Origin of the sequence: Blautia sp. LMAG:89, from assembly GCF_008679485.1 — a bacterium.
GTDB classification, from domain to species: Bacteria; Bacillota; Clostridia; order Lachnospirales; family Lachnospiraceae; genus Blautia_A; species Blautia_A fusiformis.
Genome location: NZ_NANC01000007.1, coordinates 75001 through 97454, shown reverse-complemented (window position 1 = coordinate 97454; position 22454 = coordinate 75001). Strand labels below are relative to the sequence as shown.

The window sequence follows — 22454 nt, the reverse complement described above, 5'->3', positions numbered from 1 at the left end:
AATTTTTCTTGACTTTTGTAAAAAGTCGTATTAGTATATATTTATTGAAAAAAACAACAGGTTTCCGGCTCTGCCGGAACATCAGAAATAAAAATAAAAACAAAAGGAGAGTGACATATATGTCAGCAAAACATGGCAGTTTATCAATCAACAGTGAAAATATTTTTCCGATCATCAAGAAATGGTTATATTCCGACCATGATATTTTTGTAAGAGAGATGATCTCCAACGGATGCGATGCGATCACCAAACTGAGAAAGCTGGAAGTTATGGGAGATTATACATTCCCGGAAGGTTACAAACCGGCTGTAAATGTTATCGTTGATCCGGATCAGAAAACTTTGAAGTTTATTGATAACGGTATTGGTATGACAGCGGATGAAGTAGAGGAATATATCACACAGATCGCTTTTTCCGGTGCCACAGAGTTCCTTGAGAAATATAAGGATAAAACAACGGATGATCAGATGATCGGTCATTTCGGACTTGGATTTTATTCTGCATTTATGGTTGCAGATGAAGTACATATCGATACTCTCTCTTACAAAGAGGGTTCCACACCGGTACATTGGACCTGTGACGGCGGTACAGAGTATGAGATGGCAGACGGAAACAAAACAGAGCCGGGAACAGAGATCACTCTTTTCCTCAATGAGGAAAGCCTGGAGTTTGCCAATGAATATCGTATGAGAGAGGTTATTGAGAAGTACTGTTCTTTCATGCCGGTAAATATCTATCTTTCCAAAGCAAATGCTGAACAGGAGTATGAAACCATCGATGAGGCAGATCTCCGTGAAGATGATGTGGTAGTTGAGCATATCCATGAGGATGCCAAGACAGAGGAAAAGGAGAATGATAAAGGCGAGAAAGAAGTTGTGGAAGTTTCTCCTGCCAAAGATAAAGTAAAGATCAATAAACGGCCGGTATCTTTAAGCGATACACAGCCGCTCTGGATGAAACACCCAAATGAGTGCACGGATGAAGAGTATAAAGAATTTTACCGTAAGGTATTTATGGATTACAAGGAGCCGCTGTTTTGGATCCATCTGAACATGGACTATCCGTTCAATCTGAAGGGTATCCTGTATTTCCCGAAGATCAGGACAGAGTATGATTCCATTGAGGGAACCATCAAGCTTTATAATAATCAGGTATTTATTGCAGATAACATCAAAGAGGTGATCCCGGAATTCCTTCTTCTTCTGAAAGGTGTGATCGACTGCCCGGATCTTCCATTGAATGTTTCCCGTTCTGCACTGCAGAATGATGGTTTTGTGAAAAAGATTTCTGAATACATCACCAAGAAAGTAGCAGATAAGCTCACCGGAATGTGCAAGACAGACAGAGAGTCTTATGAGAAGTACTGGGATGATATCAGCCCGTTTATCAAATTTGGATGCATCAAGGATGCGAAATTTGGTGAGAAGATGAACGATTATATCCTCTTTAAGAATCTGGACGGCAAATATCTTACCCTGAAAGATTGCATTGAGGAAAATAAAAAAGAAGAAACAAAAGCAGTTGAAGAGGAGAAGACAGAGGAGAAAGCTTCCGAAGGATCCCAGAATGAGGAACCGGAAAAAACGGTCATCTATTACGTGACCGATGAGGTACAGCAGAGCCAGTACATTAATATGTTCCGTGAAGCGGGTAAAGATGCTGTACTGCTGAAGCATGTGATCGATTCACAGTTTATTTCCCATCTTGAACAGCAGGATCAGGCAATCCAGTTCAAGAGAATTGATGCAGATCTGACAGAAGAGCTTCGTGAAGACGGAGAAGCGGATGAAACAACAGTCAAGACACTTACTGAGGTGTTCCGTAAGAATCTTGGCAAGGATAAACTTGAAGTAAAAGTAGAGAAGCTGAAAAATGAGGGAACTGCAGCGATGATCACTCTTCCTGAGGAGAGCCGCCGTATGCAGGATATGATGAAAATGTACAATATGTACGGAATGGATCCGAATATGTTCGGCGGTCAGGAAGTACTTGTACTGAATGCAAATCATCCTCTTGTAAGATTTATAGCTGAAAATCAGGGATCAGAATATATTCCGGTGATCTGTGAACAGCTTTATGATCTTGCAATGATGAGTCATAAACAGCTTTCTCCGGAGGAAATGACAAAATTTGTAAAGAGAAGCAACGATATCCTTATGGTTCTTACAAAATAAAACGACATACAAAACGATCGAAAGGCTTTGCCCGTAATGGGGCGAAGCCTTTGCTTTTTTTATAACAATATGTGTATCTTTAACACAATTATAGGAATTTTAAATAAAATAATAGATATTAAATAAAAATAACCTGTAAAATATGACTAAAAATTTAAATTAGTATCTAATATGTATAAAATAAATTTTCAGAAGAAAGCGAAAAATATAGATAACTGTCGTATTATACATAAGGGAGTGCTTTTAAAAAGAGAAAAAAATGAAATGGAGGAACAAATGTATGAAAAAGGTGTATGGATTGATCAGAAGACTTGGTGCAAATTCGAAATACAAAGGATATTTTTTCGTTGCGGAAGCGGTAAAGATTTCCATGGGGTATCAGTATAAACCATTGCGGATCACAAAGGACATTTATCCATGTCTGGCGCGGAAGTACAGATCAACACCTACCAATATTGAGCATGATATCAGAACAATGGTAAATGTGTGTTGGGAAGGAAATAAAAAACTGCTGGATGAGATTGCAGGATATCCTCTGGAATACAAGCCTACCAACAGTGAATTTATTGATATGCTTGCGTATTACCTGAGGGAAATAGAAGAAGAGAATTGACTATAGCCTTTCAAAAAGAATCTGATTCCTGGACAGAAAGCTCAGGATCATATCATCCCAGAGCTGCTCCGGGCGTTTATCCATAGAGAATGTTTTAAGAGAGGTTCCGGTAGTACAAAGAAGGCTGTTATTTTTAAATTGAAGATTTAAGAATAGTCCGTCTATCTGTTCGGAGGAAATTCCGAAATCTGTATTTCTCATTGCAGCTTCAACTCCACTCCGACTTAAATGCAGCACGATCCTGAAGCTTAAGGGCGTACGCTTACCGCGGATCACAGACCAGCAGAAAGGTCTGATATCCTTCCAGAGAGAATGTGTCCGGCCGTGCTCTGTGAGTCTGTTCATGCTGTCTGTATCAAAAAAATCTTTCTGAAGCCTGCCATCAATGGTAAAAGTATTAAAAGTAGTCACAGTCGCTTCGGATAGACAGAATTTGTCAAATACTTCTCCTATAAAAAGTTTGTTTGTGAAATCCCGGATATCTGTGATCTTTAATGCAAGCATGCCGCACTTCCTTTCTTTTATGTGATCGCGTGTAGACATTATATCTCAGATAAAGAAAAAAGGACAGACTTTTTAAAAAACTCTTTTCAAATATCTGTTTATGTGATACGATAGATGTGGTATTGAATACTACATATAATGGAAAAGAGGACGATATAATTGAGCTATAAGATTGCGATAGATAGCTGTGGGGAGCTTTTAGATGAATGGAAAAATGACGGCAGGATTGAATCCATACCACTGACGCTGACGGTGGGCGGTGAGAATATTATAGATGATGAGAATTTCGATCAGAAAGATTTTTTAAAGAAGGTTGCGGCCTGCCCGGAATGCCCCAAGTCTGCATGCCCTTCTCCGGAACGCTATATGAAGGCATATGAGTGTGATGCGGAACACATTTATGCGGTGACGCTATCGGCAGAATTGAGTGGTTCCTATAACAGTGCGATTCTTGGAAAAAACCTGTTCCTGGAAGAGCAACCGGAGAAAAAGGTTCATGTATTTAATTCCAAATCTGCATCCGGTGGTCAGAGTCTGATTGCCATGAAGATCGTGGAGTGTGAAGAAAAGGGACTTTCTTTTGAAGAAGTAGTAAGTGAAGTAGAGAAATATATTGAAGAGATGAGCACATTTTTTGTGTTGGAGAATCTGGAAACTCTGCGCAAGAACGGACGTTTGAGCAGAGTGAAAGCTCTGGTGGCCAGTGCGCTGAAGATCAAGCCGGTTATGGGATCTACTCCGGAAGGAACGATCTGTCAGCTGGATCAGGCCAGAGGCATGAATAAAGCAATCGTAAAAATGGTGGATCACATTGGAGAGAAGGGGATCAACATCCCGGAAAAGACAGTTGCCATTACTCATTGCAACTGTCCGGAAAGAGCGAAGATGCTGGAGGAGGCTATCCGTGAGAAACTGCACCCAGCAAAGATCGTAGTTATGGATACTGCCGGTGTCAGCAGTATGTATGCCAACGATGGTGGCGTTATCGTAGCAGTCTGATCAGAGAAAATCTCCAGTTCAGAAAATTATCACATTTCTTCAGGGAGTTGCCGCTTTTCTTTTGAAAACAAGTGTGCTATAATGAACGAAGTACTGAAGCGGCAAAGGAGAAAGACAATGAGCCAGAAGAAAGTTGACAAATATAAAAACAGCAAATACTCGCGAAACAGTGCCCTAAAGAAGGAACGCGCAGAATTTGTACTTGAGATGGCGGCATGGATCCTCATCGCGGTTCTGCTTGTAGGCTGGATCGGATATTCCGCATATGCCAAGATCCAGGCGAAGGAAGCCAGTGTGAAGGTGGATACTGTGATGGATACTTCTGCATTGACAGATTATATTTCCGGATTATCTTCAGACAGTGCGGAATAGAAAACACATATGAAATGATGGGTTCCCGGGATGTGTTGAAGCATCCCGGGGATTTTTATATACAGGATAAATACAATGCAATAAAAAACGGGTCTGCCATAAAGCAGCCCCGTTTTGACTTATACGTTTTTTATGGTTATAGAATTATAACTTTGTAACGTTAGCAGCCTGCATTCCGCGAGCGCCCTCTGTTAAGTCGTAGGATACAGCCTGTCCTTCTTCAAGAGATTTGAAGCCTTCACCGTTGATAGCGGAGAAGTGTACGAATACATCCTGTCCGTCCTCACCTGTGATAAAACCATAACCTTTTTCTGCGTTGAACCATTTTACAGTTCCCTTGTTCATTTTGTGTTACCTCCATAAAAATAAAAAAAATTAAAATAGCCTTCTGATGATAATAAAAAATCACCAGATTTTACAGACTATATTCATGTAAATATAATCTCTAAAAACTAGTGATTTTACATTAAATATTTTGCCATGCTCTGATTATATAACCCGTGTTTTGAAATGTCAAGGAGAAAATTCCAACAATTCCGGGGTGTAAAAAGGGGCGAAATTGCTTTGTAAAAAAAATCTTTATAAATAGAGAGATTTCGTGTATGATATAGTAGAATACAAGTGGATTGAAGGATCTGCTTTGAAAATACAGGATGAGAGGAGAACAGAAATGGGGATTCTGATTCGAGGAGGCCGGATCGTGGATGCGGCTACAGATACGGATAAAACAGGCGATATTTATCTGGAAGACGGAATCATTGCGGAAATAGGCCAGAAGCTGAAAAAGAAAGACGGCGACCGTGTGATCGATGCGAAAGGAAAGCTGGTCATGCCGGGAATTATCGATCTTCATGTCCATTTTCGTGATCCGGGCCAGACACATAAGGAAGATATCAAGAGTGGTGCTGCTGCGGCAGCACGTGGTGGTGTGACAACTGTAGTTGCTATGCCAAATACAACTCCCACTATTGATAATCCGGACCGGGTAAACTATGTACATAACAAGGCGGCGCAGGTTTCCGGTATTCATGTACTTCAGGCAGGTGCAGCCACTATGGGAGAAAAAGGTACTGAACTTGCAGATATTGCCGGAATGGTGAAAGCAGGGATCCCGGCAGTGTCCGAGGATGGTAAATCTGTGATGAATACAGCACTTTGTAAAGAAGCAATGAGGATCGCAGCAGAATGTGGCGTGCCGTTTTTTGACCATTGTGAAGATATCGATCTGCGTGGAGATGGATGCATGAATGAGGATGAGAACGCCAAAAGACTGGGGCTTCCCGGAATCTGCAATGCAGTGGAAGATACCATTACAGCCAGAGATATCATTCTGGCGCTGGAGACAGGAGTCCATCTTCATCTCTGCCACTGTTCCACTTATGGGGATGCCCAGATGATGAAGATCGTAAAAGAGAAAGGATACGACAATATCACAGCTGAAGTATGCCCGCACCATTTTATCCTTTCATCCGATGATATTAAAACAGATGACCCGAATTACAAGATGAATCCGCCGCTCCGTACACCGAAGGATGTGGAAGCACTGAAACAGGGCCTGAAGGACGGTACCATCGAGGTGATCAGCACGGACCATGCACCGCACAGTGCACAGGAAAAAACAGGTTCTATGAAGAATGCACCATTTGGGATCGTAGGTCTGGAAACAAGCCTTCCGCTCACCTATACAGAGCTGGTGGAAAAAGATGTGATCACACTGAAACAGATGGTTGAGAAGATGTGCCTGAACCCGGCAAAAATCCTCGGGCTTGACAGAGGAACTCTCCAGAAAGGCCATCCGGCAGATGTGATCATCGTGGATACGGAGCAGGAGTATGCTATCGATAAAAATAAATTTGTTTCCAAAGGACATAACACACCGTTTGATGGCTGGAAAGTAAAGGGAAAAGTGCTTTATACCATCTGTGACGGAAAAATTGTATTTAATAACCAGGAGGAGAAAGAATCATGATTAACAAACTGATCAGCAATATCCGCAAAACAAATGCACCAATCGTTGTAGGACTGGATCCTATGCTGAATTATATTCCGGAGCATATCCAGAAAAAGGCTTTTGCAGAGTTTGGGGAGACTCTGGAGGGCGCTGCAGAAGCAATCTGGCAGTATAACAAAGGAATCGTGGATGCGACCTTTGATCTGATCCCGGCAGTGAAACCACAGATCGCTATGTATGAGCAGTTTGGTATCCCGGGACTGATCGCATACAAGAAAACGGTTGAGTATTGTAAATCCAAAGATCTGGTTGTGATCGGTGATATCAAAAGAGGTGATATCGGTTCCACATCTGCAGCATATGCAGTTGGTCACCTGGGACAGGTTCAGGTAGGCTCAAAAAAATATGCAGGTTTTGATGAGGATTTTGCAACTGTCAATCCATACCTTGGTTCTGATGGTGTGAAACCCTTTATGGATGTATGCAAGGAAGAGAAAAAGGGTATCTTTGTTCTGGTCAAAACTTCCAATCCATCAAGTGGTGAGTTCCAGGATCGTGTCATCGACGGTCGCCCGCTCTATGAGCTGGTAGGTGAGAAGGTTGCACAGTGGGGCGATGAGCTTATGGGCGATGGATATAGTTATGTTGGTGCTGTTGTAGGTGCGACCTATCCGGAAATGGGAAAGGTATTAAGAAAGATCATGCCGAAGACATTTATCCTTGTTCCCGGATATGGTGCTCAGGGTGGAAAGGGCGCAGATCTTGTCCATTTCTTTAATGAGGACGGACTTGGTGCTATCGTAAACTCTTCCAGAGGAATCATCGCTGCATATAAGCAGGAGAAATATAAAGAGTTTGGCGCTGAAAATTACGCAGATGCTTCCAGAGCGGCAGTAAAAGATATGATCGCGGATATCAGCGGTGCGCTGGAGAACAGATAATACAGGAGGCATTTTATGAGTACATCAGAAAGTAAAAAAACAAAAAAGCCCTGTAAGATACTCAGCCAGGAATGTATTGGTACAGATATTTACAGTATGTGGCTGGATGCAGGTGAGATTGGAAAAAATGCAGTGCCGGGACAGTTTGTATCACTTTACAGCCGCAATGGCGGTAAGCTTCTGCCAAGACCCATCAGTCTCTGTGAGATCGATAAAGCAGAAGGAAAACTGAGACTGGTATATCGCGTTACAGGAAAAGGAACCGGTACGGAGGAATTTTCCAGACTTCATGCAGGGGTCCCCATTGAGACTATGGGACCTCTGGGAAATGGCTTTCCACTGGAGGCAGTAAAAGGCAAAAAAGTGTTTCTCATGGGTGGAGGAATCGGAATCCCGCCAATGCTGGAAACTGCTAAACAGCTGGACGCAGAAAAGATCATGGTTCTCGGATACAGAGATGAGCTGTTTTTAAACAAGGAATTTGAAGCTTATGGAGATGTCTATGTGGCAACAGAAGACGGCTCTGCAGGAACAAAGGGAAATGTTATGGATGCTATCCGTGAGAACGATCTTGAGGCAGATGCGATCTTTGCCTGCGGACCTGCCCCGATGCTCCGTGCCATCAAGGCATATGCCCTTGAAAAGGGGATTCCGTGCTGGATCTCCATGGAAGAGCGTATGGCCTGTGGCGTAGGCGCGTGTCTTGCCTGTGTGTGCAAATCCAAAGATGTGGATTCTCATTCTCATGTCCATAACAAGAGAGTATGTAAAGACGGACCTGTATTCCTGAGCACGGAGGTAGAGTTATGAGCAGAATGAATGTAAATCTTGCCGGCGTAAAACTTAAGAATCCGGTGATGACAGCATCCGGAACATTTGGTTCCGGAGCGGAATACAGTGAATTTGTGGATCTGAACAGACTTGGCGCAGTTGTGACAAAGGGTGTGGCAAATGTACCATGGCCGGGAAATCCTACACCGAGAGTGACCGAGACAGCATCCGGAATGCTCAATGCCATTGGTCTTCAGAATCCGGGGATTGATGTTTTCTGTGAAAGAGATATTCCGTTCCTTAAAAAATATGATACAAAGATCATCGTCAATGTCTGTGGAAAATCTGCAAAGGATTACTGTGAGGTTGTAGAACGCCTTGGAAATGAGCCTGTGGATATGCTGGAGATCAATGTTTCCTGCCCGAATGTCAAGGAAGGCGGAATTGCCTTCGGTCAGAATCCGAAAGCTCTTGAAGAGATCACAAAAGAAGTAAAGAAATATGCAAAACAGCCGGTGATCATGAAGCTGAGCCCAAATGTAACCGATATTACCGAGATGGCGAAAGCAGCAGAAGCTGGCGGCGCAGATGTTCTTTCTCTTATCAATACCCTGACAGGAATGAAGATCGATATCAACAGACGTACATTTGCACTGGCAAATAAAACCGGTGGAATGTCCGGCCCTGCAGTAAAACCGGTAGCTGTCCGTATGGTATATCAGGTGGCAAATGCAGTATCCCTTCCTATCATCGGTATGGGAGGAATCGCAACTGCTGAGGATGCCCTGGAATTTATTATGGCAGGTGCTACTGCAGTGTCTGTGGGAACTGCAAACTTTTTTAACCCTTATGCTACTGTGGAGATCGCAGATGGTATTCAGGCATTTCTTGAAAAACAGAAAGTGGAAGACATCAATGAGCTGATCGGAGTAGTGAAATAACGGAGGATTGCCGTATTTGCAATTCTGTTGTTCATATGTTAGAATTAACAGGATAAATAAAGGGATTTTACACTGGGATTGCAGCAGAGTGTGGATTCTGGGTTTGTCGTATATATGAAAAACATGGAGGATTAGATAAATGGAACAGTATAAGCAGGAATTTATTGAATTTATGATTGACTGTAATGTCCTGAAATTTGGAGATTTTACTACGAAATCAGGAAGAAAGACACCATTTTTTGTAAATACAGGATTTTACCGTACCGGTGCGCAGCTTCGCAAGCTGGGACAGTATTATGCAAAAGCGATAGAAAGCAAATTCGGACTGGATTTTGATGTGCTGTTTGGACCGGCATACAAAGGAATTCCGCTTTCTGTAGCAGCAACTATGGAGATCAGTGAAATGTACGGAAAGGATATCCGTTACTGTTCCAACCGTAAGGAAGTGAAAGACCACGGAGATAAAGGAATTCTTCTTGGCAGCCCGATCCAGGATGGGGATAAGGTAGTGATCATTGAGGATGTTACGACTGCAGGAACATCCATTAAAGAAACACTTCCGATCATCAAAGCGCAGGGAGATGTAAATCCGATAGGTCTTGTGGTTTCTGTTGACCGTATGGAACGCGGCCAGGGAACAAAGAGTGCGCTCAAAGAGATCGAGGAAACCTACGGCCTTCAGACTACAGCTATTGTAACTATGGCGGAGGTTGTTGAGCATCTCTACAACAAAGAATACAAAGGCCGTGTTGTGATCGATGATAAGCTGAAAGCTGCCATTGATGCATATTATGACCAGTACGGCGCAGAATAATATTGTTATAAAAGGTCATAAAAGAGCGGCGGATTCCGAAGGTCCGCTTTTACTGGGAGGACGCAGCCTTATGAATGAAAAAATTTATAAAACTATGGCGAGCAGCGGGGCGGGAAGCCTTGCACTCGGTATTGTCGTTCTGGTGACGGGACTTGTCACAGGAATTCTGATGATCGTGAACGGTGCGAGACTGCTCAGAAGAAAATCAGAGATATTAATCTAATATGATCTGAAAAGCCGCACGTTGTTCCGTGTGGCTTTTCGGACTATTTAAGCAGGGGAGAATATTGGAAAAAGGGACAAAACGCAGAGTAAAAAAACTCGGGACAGCTTTTTTTGTATTGTATGTTCTTGTTCTTGTGTATCTTCTGTTCTTTTCCGAAGGATACGGAAGAGTGGCGGATGCAGAAAGAGAATACCGTTACAATCTTGTTCCGTTTGTGGAGATCAGGCGTTTCTGGACTTATCGAAAAATAGTGGGTACATTTGCGCTTTTCACAAATGTTTTTGGAAATGTGCTGGGATTTGTGCCATACGGATTTATTCTTCCGGTAATAACCGGAAAAATGCGAAATGGCTTTTTTATCATATTATCCGGCTTTGTTATCAGTCTGACGATAGAAGTGATCCAGCTGCTTACAAAAGTTGGCTGCTTTGATGTGGATGATATGATATTGAATACTCTGGGCGCAGCGCTTGGATATGGGATTTATGCAGTCTGCGACAGGATTAGGAGAAAAATTAATGGCAAGAAGATATAGATATGCATTTGCAAAAAAAAGAGAAGCTTCCAAGGGAAAATGGTCTGTAGGACTTGCGGCGGCTTCCCTCGTGCTGTTTATCGCGGCAGTTGTGCTTGCACTCTTTTTTGATGGAAAGCTCGGGGGCCTGATCGGCGGAACCGGGCTTTTTGCCATGCTGCTTTCTGCATATGGCTTTACACTGGGGCTTTCCAGCTTTTCGGAAGAAAACCGGAAACACAGGACGAGCATGGTCGGGTCTATTTTGAACGGAGTGATCCTGGTTATCTGGCTGGGACTTTTTTTATCGGGGGTATAACAGATGGATAAAAAAGAACGCTTAAAAAAACAGCTGGACTTTATTATGGAAATAGATAAAGTCAAGAATATTTTCCGACAGACATATCTTGCAGACGGAAAGCGGAAAGAGAATGATGCGGAGCATTCCTGGCATCTGGCGTTGATGGCGGTGCTTTTAAAGGAATATTCCAATGAGGAAGTGGATCTTTCGAAGGTGATTCCTATGGTACTGGCGCATGATCTGGTAGAGATCGATGCAGGTGATACCTATGCATATGATGAAAAAGGAGCGACAACCAAGGAATACAGGGAGAAGCAGGCAGCAGAACGGATCTATGGACTATTGCCGGAAGATCAGGGACAGTGGTTAAAAGCATTATGGGAGGAGTTTGAGGCTTACGAAACCCCGGAGGCGAAATTTGCCCATGTGCTAGATAATTGTCAGCCATTGTTTCTAAATGATGCTTCCAACGGAAAAAGCTGGGAAGAGCATCAGGTGAAGAAAAGTCAGATTTATAAGAGAAACCGGAAAACAGGAGAGGGTTCTGAAGTGATCTGGGAATATATGAAAGAACTCGTTGACAAACACATTGCCCTGGGGCATGTGATCGATGATGAAAAAGATGGGAGATGAAGTCTTGGAAGAATGCATGAAAGAACGTTATGGACTTGCAAAGGAACGGATCCGTGAGATCATAACAGAAGAAACCGTAAAAAAACCGTTTGGAGATTTTTTCAGAAACAGGGCAAAGTTTCTTTCCATGGCAGCAGATGTGATGGATGAGAGCGTAGCAGAGCTTACGATGGAGGCGTTGAAAGAGAGAAATCATTGCTTTTATCAGGATATCCTCCCGGAAAATTATGAAAGCAGCTATGGAAATCCGGCGTATGCAGTACAGCAGATGGGAGAATATGGAAAAGCCTTCAGTTTTCTGTATGCAGAGATCGCAGGAACTGTAGCTTATGCTCATGAGAAAAGGCTGTGGGATATGACTGTATCCATGGAACTGTTTCTGGAAGTATATTCTGCATTTTGTGAGGAAGAACTTCCGGAGGCGGCAACAGTGGAGGGGATTCTCCGTTCCTATGTAAATGATTACTGTCAGGATATGATGGAGCAGAGGATACAGGAAGGTGTAGATCCGGAGCTTGACTTTGCAGCAGATATCATCATGAATTCGGATCTTTCGGATCTGAGATATCTGTATCGCTATGGCGAGTTTGTTTCAGAGAATGAAACAGGAGTTGCAGAGTTTCTGAACTCCCTTTCTCAGGAAGAGATCGATAAGATGGCTTCTACCTATACAGAAGGCTATCGGATCGGATTTATCACCGGACGGAAGGATATCACAAAAAAGAAAACAGTAAATATCCGATATAGTCTTGGTTTTGAACGGATGGTAAAAGCAGCGATCCTCCAGTTTGAAAAAATGGGTCTGAAGCCGGTGATCTATCGCCATGCAACGCATGTGGTAAATAAGAGAGGCGCAGTGAGAGTAGGCTATACCGGCGGCGTTGCCAATCCGCAGTACGATTACGATCATCGTCAGGACAGTGCATTGTTCCTGGATGGGGATTTTGTTCAGCGAAAACTTCGTGCTATGCAGACCTCCTATGAGAAGTACAGAGAACTGGCAGAAGTACATGGCGGTCCGGCCTGCATTGATACATTTGGAGAAATTCCTTTCTCTCCGATAAGTAAACCGGAAGCTTATGCATTAAGCGAGATACAGCAGAAGCTTCAGACAGAACTTGACAATGAATCCGGACAGATCGTAAACCGATACATCAAAGGTGATGAGAGAAGTTTTACGATCATTGCATATCCGGTTCCTGAGATTGGTGGAAATTATGAGGAAATTTTCCGTGAGATCGTAAAGATCAATACATTGGATTACCATCTCTATCAGGAAATCCAGCAGACGATAATCAATACCCTGGATACCTGTGAGTGGGTGGAAGTCAAAGGACGTGGAGACAATGAGACGGATCTTCTGATTCATCTTCATGAACTGACAGATCCGGAGAAACAGACGAATTTTGAGAACTGTGTGGCAGATGTGAACATTCCGGTGGGCGAAGTCTTTACATCTCCGCAGCTGGCAGGCACAGGCGGAATCCTTCATGTGAAAAAAGTATATCTGAACGGTCTTCAGTTCCGGGATCTGAAGCTGGTATTTGACTGCGGCCAGGTTATTGATTACACCTGCTCGAATTTTAAAACCGAAGAAGAGAACCGGAAATATATTGAAGATAATATCCTCCATCACCATCCGAAGATCCCCATGGGAGAGTTTGCCATCGGTACAAATACCACAGCTTATGTGGCGGCGCTGAAATACGGAATTGCGGATAAGCTTCCAATCCTGATCGCAGAAAAAATGGGACCGCATTTTGCTGTGGGCGATACCTGTTACAGCTGGGCAGAGGATACACCGGTATATAATCCGGATGGAAAAGAGATCATCGCCAGGGATAATGAGATTTCCGAGATGCGAAAGGATGACGTAAGCCTTGCTTATTATGGTTGTCATACAGATATTACGATACCTTATGATGAGCTTGGAAGTATCCGTGTGATCGATGATGAGGGAGAAATGATCTCCATTATCGAAAACGGAAGGTTTGTTCTTCCGGGAACAGAGGAATTAAACCGTCCTTTTGAGAATCTTCCATTAAATAATAATATAAGTTAATTAGTAAATTTACAGTTTTTTCGATCGTATTGACAGAAAGTGAGAATATACGTAGAATAACCATAACAATAGTCAAAGGACACAGGCTAATATTCAGTTAGTGTACCATGAAAGGAGAACACAATGGCAAAAGTAGGAATTGTAATGGGTAGTGATTCAGATATGCCGGTTATGAGCAAAGCAGCAGATATCCTGGAGAAACTGGGGATTGATTATGAAATGAAGATCATTTCCGCACACAGAGAACCGGATGTATTTTTCGAGTATGCAAAGACAGCAGAAGAAAAAGGCTTCAAAGTTATCATCGCAGGCGCAGGAATGGCAGCTCATCTTCCGGGAATGTGCGCAGCGATCTTTCCGATGCCGGTGATCGGTATTCCGATGCATACAACATCTCTGGGAGGAAGAGATTCCCTTTACTCAATCGTACAGATGCCAAGCGGTATCCCGGTTGCTACAGTAGCGATCAATGGTGGCGCCAATGCGGGACTTCTTGCTGCCAAGATCCTTGCAACTTCCGACGCAGAGCTTCTTTCCAGACTGAAAGCTTACAGTCAGGAGCTGAAGGAGCAGGTTGAGAAGAAAGACGCAAGGCTTCAGGAAGTTGGATACAAAAATTACTAAATAAATCTTTTACCATAAAAATAAAAAGGTGTTGTCATAAGGAGGACATTATGGATTACAAGACTTCAGGCGTAGATATTGAGGCAGGATACAAATCAGTAGAGCTGATGAAAAAGCACATTGCCAAGACAATGAGACCGGAGGTACTTGGAGGAATCGGTGGATTCTCAGGTGCATTTTCCATGGAGAAATTCAAAGATATGGAAGAGCCTACTCTGGTTTCCGGAACAGACGGATGTGGAACCAAGGTTAAGGTAGCCATGGTTATGGACAAGCATGATACCATCGGAATCGATGCTGTAGCCATGTGTGTAAATGATATTGCATGTGCAGGCGGCGAGCCATTGTTTTTCCTGGACTACATTGCCTGCGGCAAAAATTATCCGGAAAAGATCGCAGAGATCGTAAAAGGTGTTGCAGAGGGCTGTGTACAGTCTGAGGCAGCTCTGATCGGTGGTGAGACAGCAGAGCATCCTGGACTTATGCCGGAAGATGAGTACGACCTTGCCGGATTTGCAGTAGGAGTCGTTGACAAAAAAGATCTTCTTACAGGAGAGGCCCTGAAACCAGGAGATGTCCTGATCGGTATGGCTTCCACAGGAGTTCACAGCAATGGATTTTCTCTTGTACGTAAAGTATTTGACATGACAAAAGAGTCTCTGGATACTTATTATGAAGAGCTTGGAACAACTCTGGGAGAGGCACTGATCGCACCGACCAGAATCTATGTAAAAGCGCTGAAGAGCATCCGAGAGTCTGGCGTGAAGATCCATGCATGCAGCCATATCACAGGTGGTGGATTCTATGAGAATATCCCGCGTATGCTGAAAGAGGGAACCAGAGCTGTTGTCAAAAAAGACAGTTATCCGGTACTTCCGATCTTTAAGCTTCTTGCCGAAAAAGGAAATATTGATGAGCATATGATGTACAATACATATAATATGGGTCTTGGAATGATCCTGGCAGTAGATCCTGCAGATGTTGACAAAACAATGGAAGCTATCCGCAAAACCGGCGATAAGCCATATGTGGTAGGATCCATTGAAGAGGGAGAAAAGGGAGTGACCTTATGTTAAAGATCGGTGTTCTTGTTTCCGGTGGGGGAACGAATCTTCAGGCGATCCTGGATGCCATTGATGCAGGAGAGATCACAAATGCAAAAGTGGATATCGTGATCAGTAATAATGCCTCCGCTTATGCTCTGGAAAGAGCCAGAAAGCATGATATAGAGGCGGTATGCATCGCACCGAAAGACTATCCGGACCGAGAAGCTTTCCATAAAGCATTACTGGCAAAGCTTCAGGAAAAAGAGGTGGATCTGATCGTTCTTGCAGGATACTTGGTTGCAATCCCTCCGATGATGGTGGAAGCGTATCCCAACAAGATCATCAATATCCATCCATCTCTGATCCCGTCTTTCTGCGGAAAAGGTTTTTATGGACTTAAGGTCCATGATGCAGTTCTTGCAAGAGGAGTGAAAGTAACAGGCGCTACGGTCCATTTCGTAGATGCCGGAACGGATACAGGTCCGATCATCCTTCAGAAGGCAGTAAAGGTAAAAGACGGAGATACATCCAAGGAGCTTCAGAGACGTGTAATGGAAAAAGCAGAGTGGAAGATCCTTCCGGAAGCAATCAATCTTATCGCCAATGACAAGATCACAGTGACAGATGGAATTGTTTCTTTAAAGTAATCAGCAGACAGATGAAACAAAGGAGTAAACAGATGAAAGTATTAATCGTAGGAAGCGGCGGAAGAGAACATGCAATTGCATGGAGTGTTGCAAAAAGCCCGAAAGTTGACAAGATCTACTGTGCACCTGGAAATGCAGGAATCGCAGAGTATGCGGAATGTGCAGATATCGGAGCAATGGAGTTTGAAAAACTGGCAGCCTTTGCCAAAGAAAAAGAGATCGATCTTACTATCGTGGGAATGGATGATCCTCTTGTGGGTGGAATCGTAGATGTATTTGAGGCAGAGGGACTGCGTGTGTTCGGACCGCGCAAAAATGCTGCTATTCTGGAAGGCTCCAAGGCTTTTTCCAAGGATCTTATGAAAAAATACGACATTCCTACAGCTGCTTATGAGAATTTTGATGATCCGGAAAAAGCTCTGGAATATTTAAGGACCGAGGCAAAATTCCCGATCGTTTTGAAGGCAGATGGCCTTGCTCTTGGAAAAGGTGTTCTGATCTGCCAGGATCTTGCAGAGGCAGAAGCTGGCGTAAAAGAGATCATGGAAGACAAAAAATTCGGAAATGCCGGAAATACCATGGTAATTGAAGAATTTATGACTGGCCGTGAGGTTTCCGTACTTTCTTTTGTAGATGGAAAGACGATCCGTACCATGACATCCGCACAGGATCACAAGCGTGCGAAGGATGGGGATCAGGGACTGAATACAGGCGGAATGGGAACATTTTCTCCAAGTCCGTTCTATACTCCGGAAGTAGATGAATTCTGTAAGAAATATGTTTATCAGAAAACAGTAGATGCCATGGCAGCAGAGGGACGTCCGTTTAAGGGAATCATTTTCTTCGGACTGATGCTTACTGCAGATGGCCCGAAGGTTCTGGAATATAATGCAAGATTTGGGGATCCGGAGGCACAGGTTGTTCTTCCGCGTATGGAGAATGATATCATTGAAGTAATGGAAGCCTGTGTAGACGGCAAACTTGATCAGATCGATCTGAAATTTGAGGACAATGCAGCGGTTTGTGTTGTTCTTGCAAGTGATGGATATCCGGTAAAATACGAAAAAGGTATCCCGATCCATGGATTTGAGAATTTTAAGGACAAAGACGGATACTACTGTTTCCATGCGGGAACTAAATTTAAAGATGGAGAGATCGTTACAAACGGTGGACGTGTTCTTGGCATCACTGCCAAAGGAGAGACATTAAAAGAAGCCAGAAAGAATGCATATGCTGCTACCGAGTGGATCAGCTTTGCAAATAAGTATATGCGTCACGATATCGGAAAAGCTATCGACGAGGCTTAAGTTGGTCATTTTTCACAGGCACAGCTTGACGAAAACAGGGATTTCATTGTACAATAGTAACAACTATGAAACACAGTGAGTAGTTACGAACATGAAAAGCTGGATGCTGACAGGGCACAACAGGAACCAACCATTTTCCTTGATGAGGTGTCGCATCCAAGTGATGAGGCAGAGAGGACAGAAAAATGGGAATCAGTGTAGAAGAAGCAATCCATGAGCTCAGAAACAGGGAGGAAGTATTTGTTGCATATTCACAGGCAACCAGACTTCCATATGTGACCTGTGATGAAGAAACATTTAATGACCAGGCAAGGATTTTTGCCACAGAAGAAGAGATCAAAGAATATGGTAAACAGCTCCTTGAGGATAAGATCCTTCTTATGGGCATGAAATATGAGAAAAAAGACTATCCAAGACTGTATGGTACGCTGTACGCGATTGGAGTGAACAGTGTGATCTGGATCGACGGAGAAGAGAAGATCGAGATTGAGATCGGAAAGATCGCAAACCAGAGAGATATGAGTAAGATCGAGCCGTCAAAGAGACCGCTTCTGAACCCGTCTCTTGAACTTTCCGGAATCTATTTTATGCAGGAATTGCGTCGCCCGGTAAAACAGGAAGAGCACAAGAATATCCGTGAGTTGGAAGAAGAGCTGATAGCAAACCTGCGTAAGGCAGAATTCCTGATCGCGATCAATGCAGAGCAGGAAGAAGATGGAAAGCTCCATATTCCGTATCTGAAAAATAAAGAGGATAAGATCATGCAGCCTGTGTTTACAGATGTTATGGAATTTGAGAAATTTGGAAGAGGCAAGAATCTCCGTGTTGCGAAAGTGACTATAGATAAACTTCCGAGCCTGATGATTCCGCAGGCAAACGCTTATGTGGTAAATCCAATGGGATTTAATCTGGTTCTTAACAAAGAACAGATAGAGAAGATTGCAGGGATCAGTAAATAAAAACAAAAATCACAGCAGGCTGCCAGGATGAAACTGTGCAGCCTTTTGCTGTTGTAGAGGAGAGATTACCCTATGGTGATAGAAATCGATTTTAACAGTGATGAGGCAATCTATATGCAGATCACCAATCAGATCATAATGGGGATCGCTACATCAAGGCTTCATGAAGGGGATACTCTGCCTTCTGTACGGCAGCTTGCAAGCATTGCAGGAATCAATATGCATACTGTGAATAAGGCATATGCGCTGCTTCGTCAGGAAGGCTTTGTGACTATTGACAGGCGAAAGGGAGCGGTGATCTCCATAGATGCAGATAAGGTCAGAGCACTGGAAGAAATGAAACAGAATCTGACAGTAGCAATGGCATGGGGATGCTGTAAAAATGTAACAAGAGAAGAAGTCCATCAGCTGGTGGACGAGATTTTTGACGAGTATGACACAGACAGATAGGAGGAGACATCATGCAGGAACGATATACAAAACAGGCAGAGAATGTTCTTGCTCTGGCAAAAGAGGCAGCCAGCTCCTGCGGACATAGTTATATCGGCACGGAGCATCTGCTGGTCGGGCTTGTAGAAGAAAAGGAGGGCACAGCAGGAAGAGTTCTGGAGGAGTTTGGGATCCAGGCTGATAAAGCGATGGCTCTGATCGATAAACTGATCGCACCTCCGGGAAATACGGCTGTTTCACAGAGACCGGGATTCAGTCCGAGAACCAGAAGAGTTCTGGAGGGTGCATATGCAGAAGCAGAATCCATGCGTTTTGAGGAAGTCGGGACAGAACATATTCTGCTGGCAATGTTGAAAGAAACAGACTGTGTGGGTACCAGACTGCTGTACACAATGGGTGCCAATATCCAGAAGCTTTATGCGGCAGTGCTGACAGCTATGGGAATGGACAGCGATGCCATTGCGGAAGAATTCCAGGCTGTAAAAGCTTCAAAGGGAAGAAACAGCAGTGTAACACCAACTCTGGATCAGTATAGCCGAGATCTGACGGCCATGGCAGAAGAAGGTAAGCTGGATCCTGTAGTGGGAAGGGATAAAGAGATTGCCAGACTGATCCAGATCCTGAGCAGAAGAACAAAGAACAATCCCTGCCTGACTGGAGAGCCGGGAGTAGGAAAAACGGCTATTGTAGAGGGACTTGCACAGCGGATCGTCACAGGAATGGTACCGGATACTGTGAAGGATAAGAGGGTTGTAGTTCTGGATCTTTCCGGAATGGTCGCAGGAAGTAAATATCGCGGTGAGTTTGAAGAACGTATCCGAAATGTGATCGATGAGGTAAGCGAACAGCAGGGAATATTGCTCTTTATTGATGAGATCCATACGATCATCGGAGCAGGTGGAGCGGAAGGTGCACTGGATGCTTCCAATATCCTGAAACCGTCTCTTTCCCGTGGAGAGATCCAGCTGATCGGAGCAACGACACTGGAAGAATATCGGAAATACATTGAAAAGGATGCAGCGCTTGAACGGCGTTTTCAGCCTATCATCGTGGAAGAGCCTACAGAAGAGGAGGCTGTTGAAATCCTGAAGGGGCTGCGCCCATATTATGAAAAACATCATGGTGTAGAGATTCTGGATGAGGCCCTTGAGGCGGCTGTAAAAATGTCCGTTCGTTATATCAATGACCGGTTTCTTCCGGATAAAGCCATTGACATTATTGATGAAGCAGCGTCGAAAGTACAGCTGGCGGGATATCGTCCGTCTCCGAAAGCAGAAGCACTGGAAAGAGAGATCCACGATATTCTGAAACAAAAAGAACAGGCAGTCATAAATGCAGATCTTGAAGGTGCAAAAGCAGCACAGGCAAAGCAAAATGAGGCGGAAGCAGAATTGGAAAAGATCCGAAGAAAGGCGGAGCGGAAAAATCGGAAAAATCCATTTACAGTTGATGAAGAGGCAGTTGCCGGTATTGTGTCTGACTGGACAAAAATACCTGTACAGCGTCTGACAGAGGGGGAATCCCGTAGGCTTGCAAATTTGGAAAAGGTTCTGAAAAAACGTGTGATCGGACAGGATGAGGCAGTTTCTGCAGTTGCCCGTGCGGTAAAAAGGGGAAGAGTAGGATTAAAGGATCCCGCAAGGCCTATAGGTTCTTTCTTATTCCTGGGACCTACCGGAGTGGGAAAAACGGAGCTTTCCAAAGCGCTGGCGGAAGCTGTATTTGGAAGTGAGCAGGCAATGATCCGTGTAGATATGTCCGAATATATGGAAAAACATAGTGTTTCTAAAATGATCGGATCGCCGCCCGGATATGTAGGCTATGAAGAAGGTGGACAGCTCAGCGAAAAAGTGCGCAGAAATCCATACAGTGTCATTCTTTTTGACGAGATTGAAAAGGCTCATCCGGATGTGTTTAATATTCTTCTGCAGGTACTTGATGATGGTCATATTACAGATGCTCAAGGCAGAAAAGTGGATTTTAAGCAGACGATCATTATCATGACTTCCAACGCAGGTGCGCAGATGATCATGGAACCGAAACATCTTGGATTTATGTCCGGAGATACGGAAAAGCGTGATTATGAACGTATGAAGTCCGGAGTGATGGAAGAAGTGCGGCGGATGTTTAAACCGGAATTTCTGAACCGGATCGATGAGATCATGGTATTCCATTCTCTGAATAAAGAAAATATCAGGAAGATCGTTACTATTCTTTTGAAAAACCTGGAAAAACGCTGTCAGGAACAGCTGGATATCATACTGAAAGTTACCGGAGCAGCTAAAGATCTTATCGCAGATGCAGGCTTTGACAGTAAATACGGTGCAAGACCGCTGCGTCGTGCAATCCAGACAAAGATTGAGGATGAGATGGCAACAGAAATCCTTGAAGGTCGGATCAAAGCCGGTGATACCGTACAGGTGAAGGTCAAAGACAAGAAAATCTACTTTGAAGTAAAAGATGCGGAGAAAGCGTAAGAATTTTATTACTTTCTATAGCCAAAAAAACAGAAATAAGTTATAATTAACAAAATTAAAACTATACAACGAAAGATTTCAGGAGGACATAAGATCATGGCAGTGGTACAGGAATTGATCCGCACAGAAGATAATGGGACTATCAGTTTTGGAGATTATGAATTAAATCAGAAATCCAAATTGTCGGATTATCAGTATCAGGGAGATATGTATAAAGTAAAAACATATAAGGAGATCACCAAACTTGAGCGTAATGGAATGTTCGTATATGAGTCTGTTCCGGGAACCAGTGTGTTCCATCTTCAGCAGGATGGAACAGCAATGAGTTTTGAGGTTCAGGGCTTTGAGGATTCTCAGATTACTGTTGAACTGGAAGCTGAGACAGAGTATCAGGTATTTATTGATGATGTAAGTACAGGTACAATGACCACAAACCTGGGCGGCAAGCTTTCTTTCAGTGTTGAACTGGATGCGAACACCAAAGCAGAAGTTAAAATTGTAAAATGCTAAAAAATAAAAAAACGGTTTATTTCTGTCAGGAATGCGGGTATGAATCAGCCAAGTGGATGGGGCAGTGCCCGGCATGCAAGGCATGGAATACTTTTGTGGAGGAAACGGTTTCTTCCAAAAAATCTTCCTCAGGGAGTATTAAAACTACACAAAAGAAAACGGAGCCTGTAGTTCTGAAAGATATCAGTCTTTCTTCAGATGAACGTCAGAGCTGCGGAATCGGTGAACTTGACAGGGTGCTGGGAGGCGGAATCGTCCCCGGCTCCCTTGTTTTGGTAGGTGGAGATCCAGGTATTGGCAAGTCTACATTGTTGTTGCAGGTGTGCAGAAATTTATCTTCACAGGGGATTTCTGTTTTGTATATTTCTGGTGAGGAGTCTCTCAGACAGATCAAGCTCCGGGCAGATCGGCTTGGAACGTTTAATGATAAATTGAAACTGCTCTGTGAGACGAATCTTGAAAATATCCGGGAGATCATTGAGCGGACGAAACCAGATGTAGCTGTTGTGGATTCTATCCAGACGATGTTTCATGAAGATATTTCTTCTGCACCGGGAAGTGTTTCTCAGGTGAGGGAATCTACCAATGTACTGATGCAGATCGCTAAGGGTATGGGTG

The 22454-nt window shown here is 43.5% G+C and carries 25 protein-coding genes (1 of these 25 running past the window's edge); 23 read left to right on the top strand and 2 right to left on the bottom strand.

What is annotated here, in order from left to right:
* Positions 1 to 119 precede the first annotated feature (119 nt).
* Together htpG and CCC70_RS10220 are read left to right on the top strand one after the other, a co-directional pair.
* Positions 120 to 2174 carry a molecular chaperone HtpG gene (gene htpG / locus CCC70_RS10225; protein ID WP_287084791.1) on the top strand — a complete coding sequence of 685 codons (2055 nt, stop codon included), beginning with the start codon at positions 120 to 122 and terminating at the stop codon, positions 2172 to 2174.
* Positions 2175 to 2454: 280 nt separating this feature from the next.
* Positions 2455 to 2787: a sporulation initiation factor Spo0A C-terminal domain-containing protein gene (locus CCC70_RS10220; RefSeq protein WP_022426218.1), complete on the top strand. Its 333-nt coding sequence runs from the start codon at positions 2455 to 2457 to the stop codon at positions 2785 to 2787.
* On the opposite strand, the gene CCC70_RS10215 is transcribed toward CCC70_RS10220, so the two are convergent.
* Positions 2788 to 3291: a DUF5721 family protein gene (locus CCC70_RS10215; protein ID WP_022426217.1), complete on the bottom strand. Its 504-nt coding sequence runs from the start codon at positions 3289 to 3291 to the stop codon at positions 2788 to 2790.
* A 159-nt stretch (positions 3292 to 3450) separates the two neighbouring features.
* Here CCC70_RS10215 and CCC70_RS10210 point away from each other — a divergent pair, with 159 nt between their 5' ends.
* Positions 3451 to 4290, top strand: coding sequence for a DegV family protein (locus CCC70_RS10210; RefSeq protein WP_287084790.1), 840 nt, complete (start codon positions 3451 to 3453; stop codon positions 4288 to 4290).
* Between the two features lie 117 nt (positions 4291 to 4407).
* The gene (locus CCC70_RS10205) at positions 4408 to 4662 is read left to right on the top strand and encodes a hypothetical protein (RefSeq protein ID WP_118516104.1); all 255 of its coding nucleotides are present in this window, start codon (positions 4408 to 4410) and stop codon (positions 4660 to 4662) included.
* A gap of 144 nt (positions 4663 to 4806) precedes the next feature.
* Here CCC70_RS10205 and CCC70_RS10200 read toward each other — a convergent pair whose 3' ends face one another.
* Positions 4807 to 5007, bottom strand: a complete 201-nt coding sequence (locus CCC70_RS10200; RefSeq protein WP_015525894.1) for a cold-shock protein — start codon at positions 5005 to 5007, stop codon at positions 4807 to 4809.
* Between the two features lie 325 nt (positions 5008 to 5332).
* Here CCC70_RS10200 and CCC70_RS10195 point away from each other — a divergent pair, with 325 nt between their 5' ends.
* From CCC70_RS10195 to radA, 19 genes are all read left to right on the top strand, one after another.
* Positions 5333 to 6631, top strand: coding sequence for a dihydroorotase (locus CCC70_RS10195; protein WP_015525895.1), 1299 nt, complete (start codon positions 5333 to 5335; stop codon positions 6629 to 6631).
* Positions 6628 to 7554 (top strand): orotidine-5'-phosphate decarboxylase, encoded by a 927-nt coding sequence (gene pyrF / locus CCC70_RS10190; protein ID WP_021650965.1) that lies wholly within the window; start codon positions 6628 to 6630, stop codon positions 7552 to 7554. Before CCC70_RS10195 ends, pyrF begins: the two co-directional genes overlap by 4 nt.
* A 15-nt stretch (positions 7555 to 7569) precedes the next feature.
* Positions 7570 to 8364, top strand: coding sequence for a dihydroorotate dehydrogenase electron transfer subunit (locus CCC70_RS10185; RefSeq protein ID WP_270483916.1), 795 nt, complete (start codon positions 7570 to 7572; stop codon positions 8362 to 8364).
* Positions 8361 to 9266: a dihydroorotate dehydrogenase gene (locus CCC70_RS10180; protein ID WP_330577179.1), complete on the top strand. Its 906-nt coding sequence runs from the start codon at positions 8361 to 8363 to the stop codon at positions 9264 to 9266. The genes CCC70_RS10185 and CCC70_RS10180 overlap by 4 nt, the downstream gene beginning before the upstream one ends.
* Positions 9267 to 9405: 139 nt before the next feature.
* A complete protein-coding gene (gene pyrE, locus CCC70_RS10175; protein ID WP_015525899.1) occupies positions 9406 to 10080 on the top strand; it encodes an orotate phosphoribosyltransferase in 675 nt (224 codons plus the stop codon).
* Between the two features lie 70 nt (positions 10081 to 10150).
* On the top strand, positions 10151 to 10303 hold the full coding sequence (locus CCC70_RS10170) for a hypothetical protein (RefSeq protein ID WP_022426215.1): 153 nt from the start codon (positions 10151 to 10153) through the stop codon (positions 10301 to 10303).
* A gap of 64 nt (positions 10304 to 10367) precedes the next feature.
* Positions 10368 to 10841, top strand: a complete 474-nt coding sequence (locus CCC70_RS10165; RefSeq protein ID WP_173758302.1) for a VanZ family protein — start codon at positions 10368 to 10370, stop codon at positions 10839 to 10841.
* Positions 10825 to 11139: a hypothetical protein gene (locus CCC70_RS10160; protein WP_015525901.1), complete on the top strand. Its 315-nt coding sequence runs from the start codon at positions 10825 to 10827 to the stop codon at positions 11137 to 11139. Before CCC70_RS10165 ends, CCC70_RS10160 begins: the two co-directional genes overlap by 17 nt.
* A gap of 3 nt (positions 11140 to 11142) precedes the next feature.
* Positions 11143 to 11754 carry an HD domain-containing protein gene (locus CCC70_RS10155; protein ID WP_021650961.1) on the top strand — a complete coding sequence of 204 codons (612 nt, stop codon included), beginning with the start codon at positions 11143 to 11145 and terminating at the stop codon, positions 11752 to 11754.
* Positions 11735 to 13816 (top strand): aminopeptidase, encoded by a 2082-nt coding sequence (locus tag CCC70_RS10150; protein ID WP_442859726.1) that lies wholly within the window; start codon positions 11735 to 11737, stop codon positions 13814 to 13816. Before CCC70_RS10155 ends, CCC70_RS10150 begins: the two co-directional genes overlap by 20 nt.
* Before the next feature lie 123 nt (positions 13817 to 13939).
* Positions 13940 to 14440: a 5-(carboxyamino)imidazole ribonucleotide mutase gene (purE, locus tag CCC70_RS10145; RefSeq protein WP_118626393.1), complete on the top strand. Its 501-nt coding sequence runs from the start codon at positions 13940 to 13942 to the stop codon at positions 14438 to 14440.
* 50 nt (positions 14441 to 14490) lie between these two features.
* Complete coding sequence (gene purM / locus CCC70_RS10140) at positions 14491 to 15516, top strand: phosphoribosylformylglycinamidine cyclo-ligase (RefSeq protein WP_015525906.1); 1026 nt, start codon at positions 14491 to 14493, stop codon at positions 15514 to 15516.
* A complete protein-coding gene (gene purN, locus CCC70_RS10135) occupies positions 15510 to 16133 on the top strand; it encodes a phosphoribosylglycinamide formyltransferase (protein ID WP_015525907.1) in 624 nt (207 codons plus the stop codon). The genes purM and purN overlap by 7 nt, the downstream gene beginning before the upstream one ends.
* A gap of 32 nt (positions 16134 to 16165) precedes the next feature.
* Positions 16166 to 17440, top strand: coding sequence for a phosphoribosylamine--glycine ligase (gene purD / locus CCC70_RS10130; RefSeq protein ID WP_022426209.1), 1275 nt, complete (start codon positions 16166 to 16168; stop codon positions 17438 to 17440).
* Positions 17441 to 17625: 185 nt separating this feature from the next.
* On the top strand, positions 17626 to 18399 hold the full coding sequence (locus CCC70_RS10125) for an SseB family protein (RefSeq protein WP_015525910.1): 774 nt from the start codon (positions 17626 to 17628) through the stop codon (positions 18397 to 18399).
* Between the two features lie 72 nt (positions 18400 to 18471).
* Entirely contained in the window at positions 18472 to 18849 is a 378-nt protein-coding gene (locus tag CCC70_RS10120; protein ID WP_015525911.1) for a GntR family transcriptional regulator, read from the top strand.
* Positions 18850 to 18860: 11 nt separating this feature from the next.
* Positions 18861 to 21326 (top strand): ATP-dependent Clp protease ATP-binding subunit, encoded by a 2466-nt coding sequence (locus CCC70_RS10115; RefSeq protein ID WP_287084785.1) that lies wholly within the window; start codon positions 18861 to 18863, stop codon positions 21324 to 21326.
* A 96-nt stretch (positions 21327 to 21422) separates the two neighbouring features.
* The gene (locus CCC70_RS10110) at positions 21423 to 21836 is read left to right on the top strand and encodes a hypothetical protein (RefSeq protein ID WP_015525913.1); all 414 of its coding nucleotides are present in this window, start codon (positions 21423 to 21425) and stop codon (positions 21834 to 21836) included.
* Positions 21830 to 22454: the 5' end (the start) of a DNA repair protein RadA gene (gene radA / locus CCC70_RS10105; protein ID WP_021650957.1), read on the top strand. It continues 749 nt past the right edge of the window; only the first 625 of its 1374 coding nucleotides appear in the window; it begins with the start codon at positions 21830 to 21832; its stop codon lies beyond the right edge, outside the window. The genes CCC70_RS10110 and radA overlap by 7 nt, the downstream gene beginning before the upstream one ends.

Bases quoted from the DNA above. Each gene is read 5' to 3' on its own strand.
- htpG (WP_287084791.1), top strand. From the start codon at position 120: ATGTCAGCAAAACATGGCAGTTTATCAATCAACAGTGAAAATATTTTT.
- CCC70_RS10220 (WP_022426218.1), top strand. From the start codon at position 2,455: ATGAAAAAGGTGTATGGATTGATCAGAAGACTTGGTGCAAATTCGAAA.
- CCC70_RS10215 (WP_022426217.1), bottom strand. From the start codon at position 3,291: ATGCTTGCATTAAAGATCACAGATATCCGGGATTTCACAAACAAACTT.
- CCC70_RS10205 (WP_118516104.1), top strand. From the start codon at position 4,408: ATGAGCCAGAAGAAAGTTGACAAATATAAAAACAGCAAATACTCGCGA.
- CCC70_RS10200 (WP_015525894.1), bottom strand. From the start codon at position 5,007: ATGAACAAGGGAACTGTAAAATGGTTCAACGCAGAAAAAGGTTATGGT.
- CCC70_RS10195 (WP_015525895.1), top strand. From the start codon at position 5,333: ATGGGGATTCTGATTCGAGGAGGCCGGATCGTGGATGCGGCTACAGAT.
- pyrF (WP_021650965.1), top strand. From the start codon at position 6,628: ATGATTAACAAACTGATCAGCAATATCCGCAAAACAAATGCACCAATC.
- CCC70_RS10185 (WP_270483916.1), top strand. From the start codon at position 7,570: ATGAGTACATCAGAAAGTAAAAAAACAAAAAAGCCCTGTAAGATACTC.
- CCC70_RS10180 (WP_330577179.1), top strand. From the start codon at position 8,361: ATGAGCAGAATGAATGTAAATCTTGCCGGCGTAAAACTTAAGAATCCG.
- pyrE (WP_015525899.1), top strand. From the start codon at position 9,406: ATGGAACAGTATAAGCAGGAATTTATTGAATTTATGATTGACTGTAAT.
- CCC70_RS10170 (WP_022426215.1), top strand. From the start codon at position 10,151: ATGAATGAAAAAATTTATAAAACTATGGCGAGCAGCGGGGCGGGAAGC.
- CCC70_RS10160 (WP_015525901.1), top strand. From the start codon at position 10,825: ATGGCAAGAAGATATAGATATGCATTTGCAAAAAAAAGAGAAGCTTCC.
- CCC70_RS10155 (WP_021650961.1), top strand. From the start codon at position 11,143: ATGGATAAAAAAGAACGCTTAAAAAAACAGCTGGACTTTATTATGGAA.
- CCC70_RS10150 (WP_442859726.1), top strand. From the start codon at position 11,735: ATGAAAAAGATGGGAGATGAAGTCTTGGAAGAATGCATGAAAGAACGT.
- purE (WP_118626393.1), top strand. From the start codon at position 13,940: ATGGCAAAAGTAGGAATTGTAATGGGTAGTGATTCAGATATGCCGGTT.
- purM (WP_015525906.1), top strand. From the start codon at position 14,491: ATGGATTACAAGACTTCAGGCGTAGATATTGAGGCAGGATACAAATCA.
- purN (WP_015525907.1), top strand. From the start codon at position 15,510: ATGTTAAAGATCGGTGTTCTTGTTTCCGGTGGGGGAACGAATCTTCAG.
- purD (WP_022426209.1), top strand. From the start codon at position 16,166: ATGAAAGTATTAATCGTAGGAAGCGGCGGAAGAGAACATGCAATTGCA.
- CCC70_RS10125 (WP_015525910.1), top strand. From the start codon at position 17,626: ATGGGAATCAGTGTAGAAGAAGCAATCCATGAGCTCAGAAACAGGGAG.
- CCC70_RS10120 (WP_015525911.1), top strand. From the start codon at position 18,472: ATGGTGATAGAAATCGATTTTAACAGTGATGAGGCAATCTATATGCAG.
- CCC70_RS10115 (WP_287084785.1), top strand. From the start codon at position 18,861: ATGCAGGAACGATATACAAAACAGGCAGAGAATGTTCTTGCTCTGGCA.
- CCC70_RS10110 (WP_015525913.1), top strand. From the start codon at position 21,423: ATGGCAGTGGTACAGGAATTGATCCGCACAGAAGATAATGGGACTATC.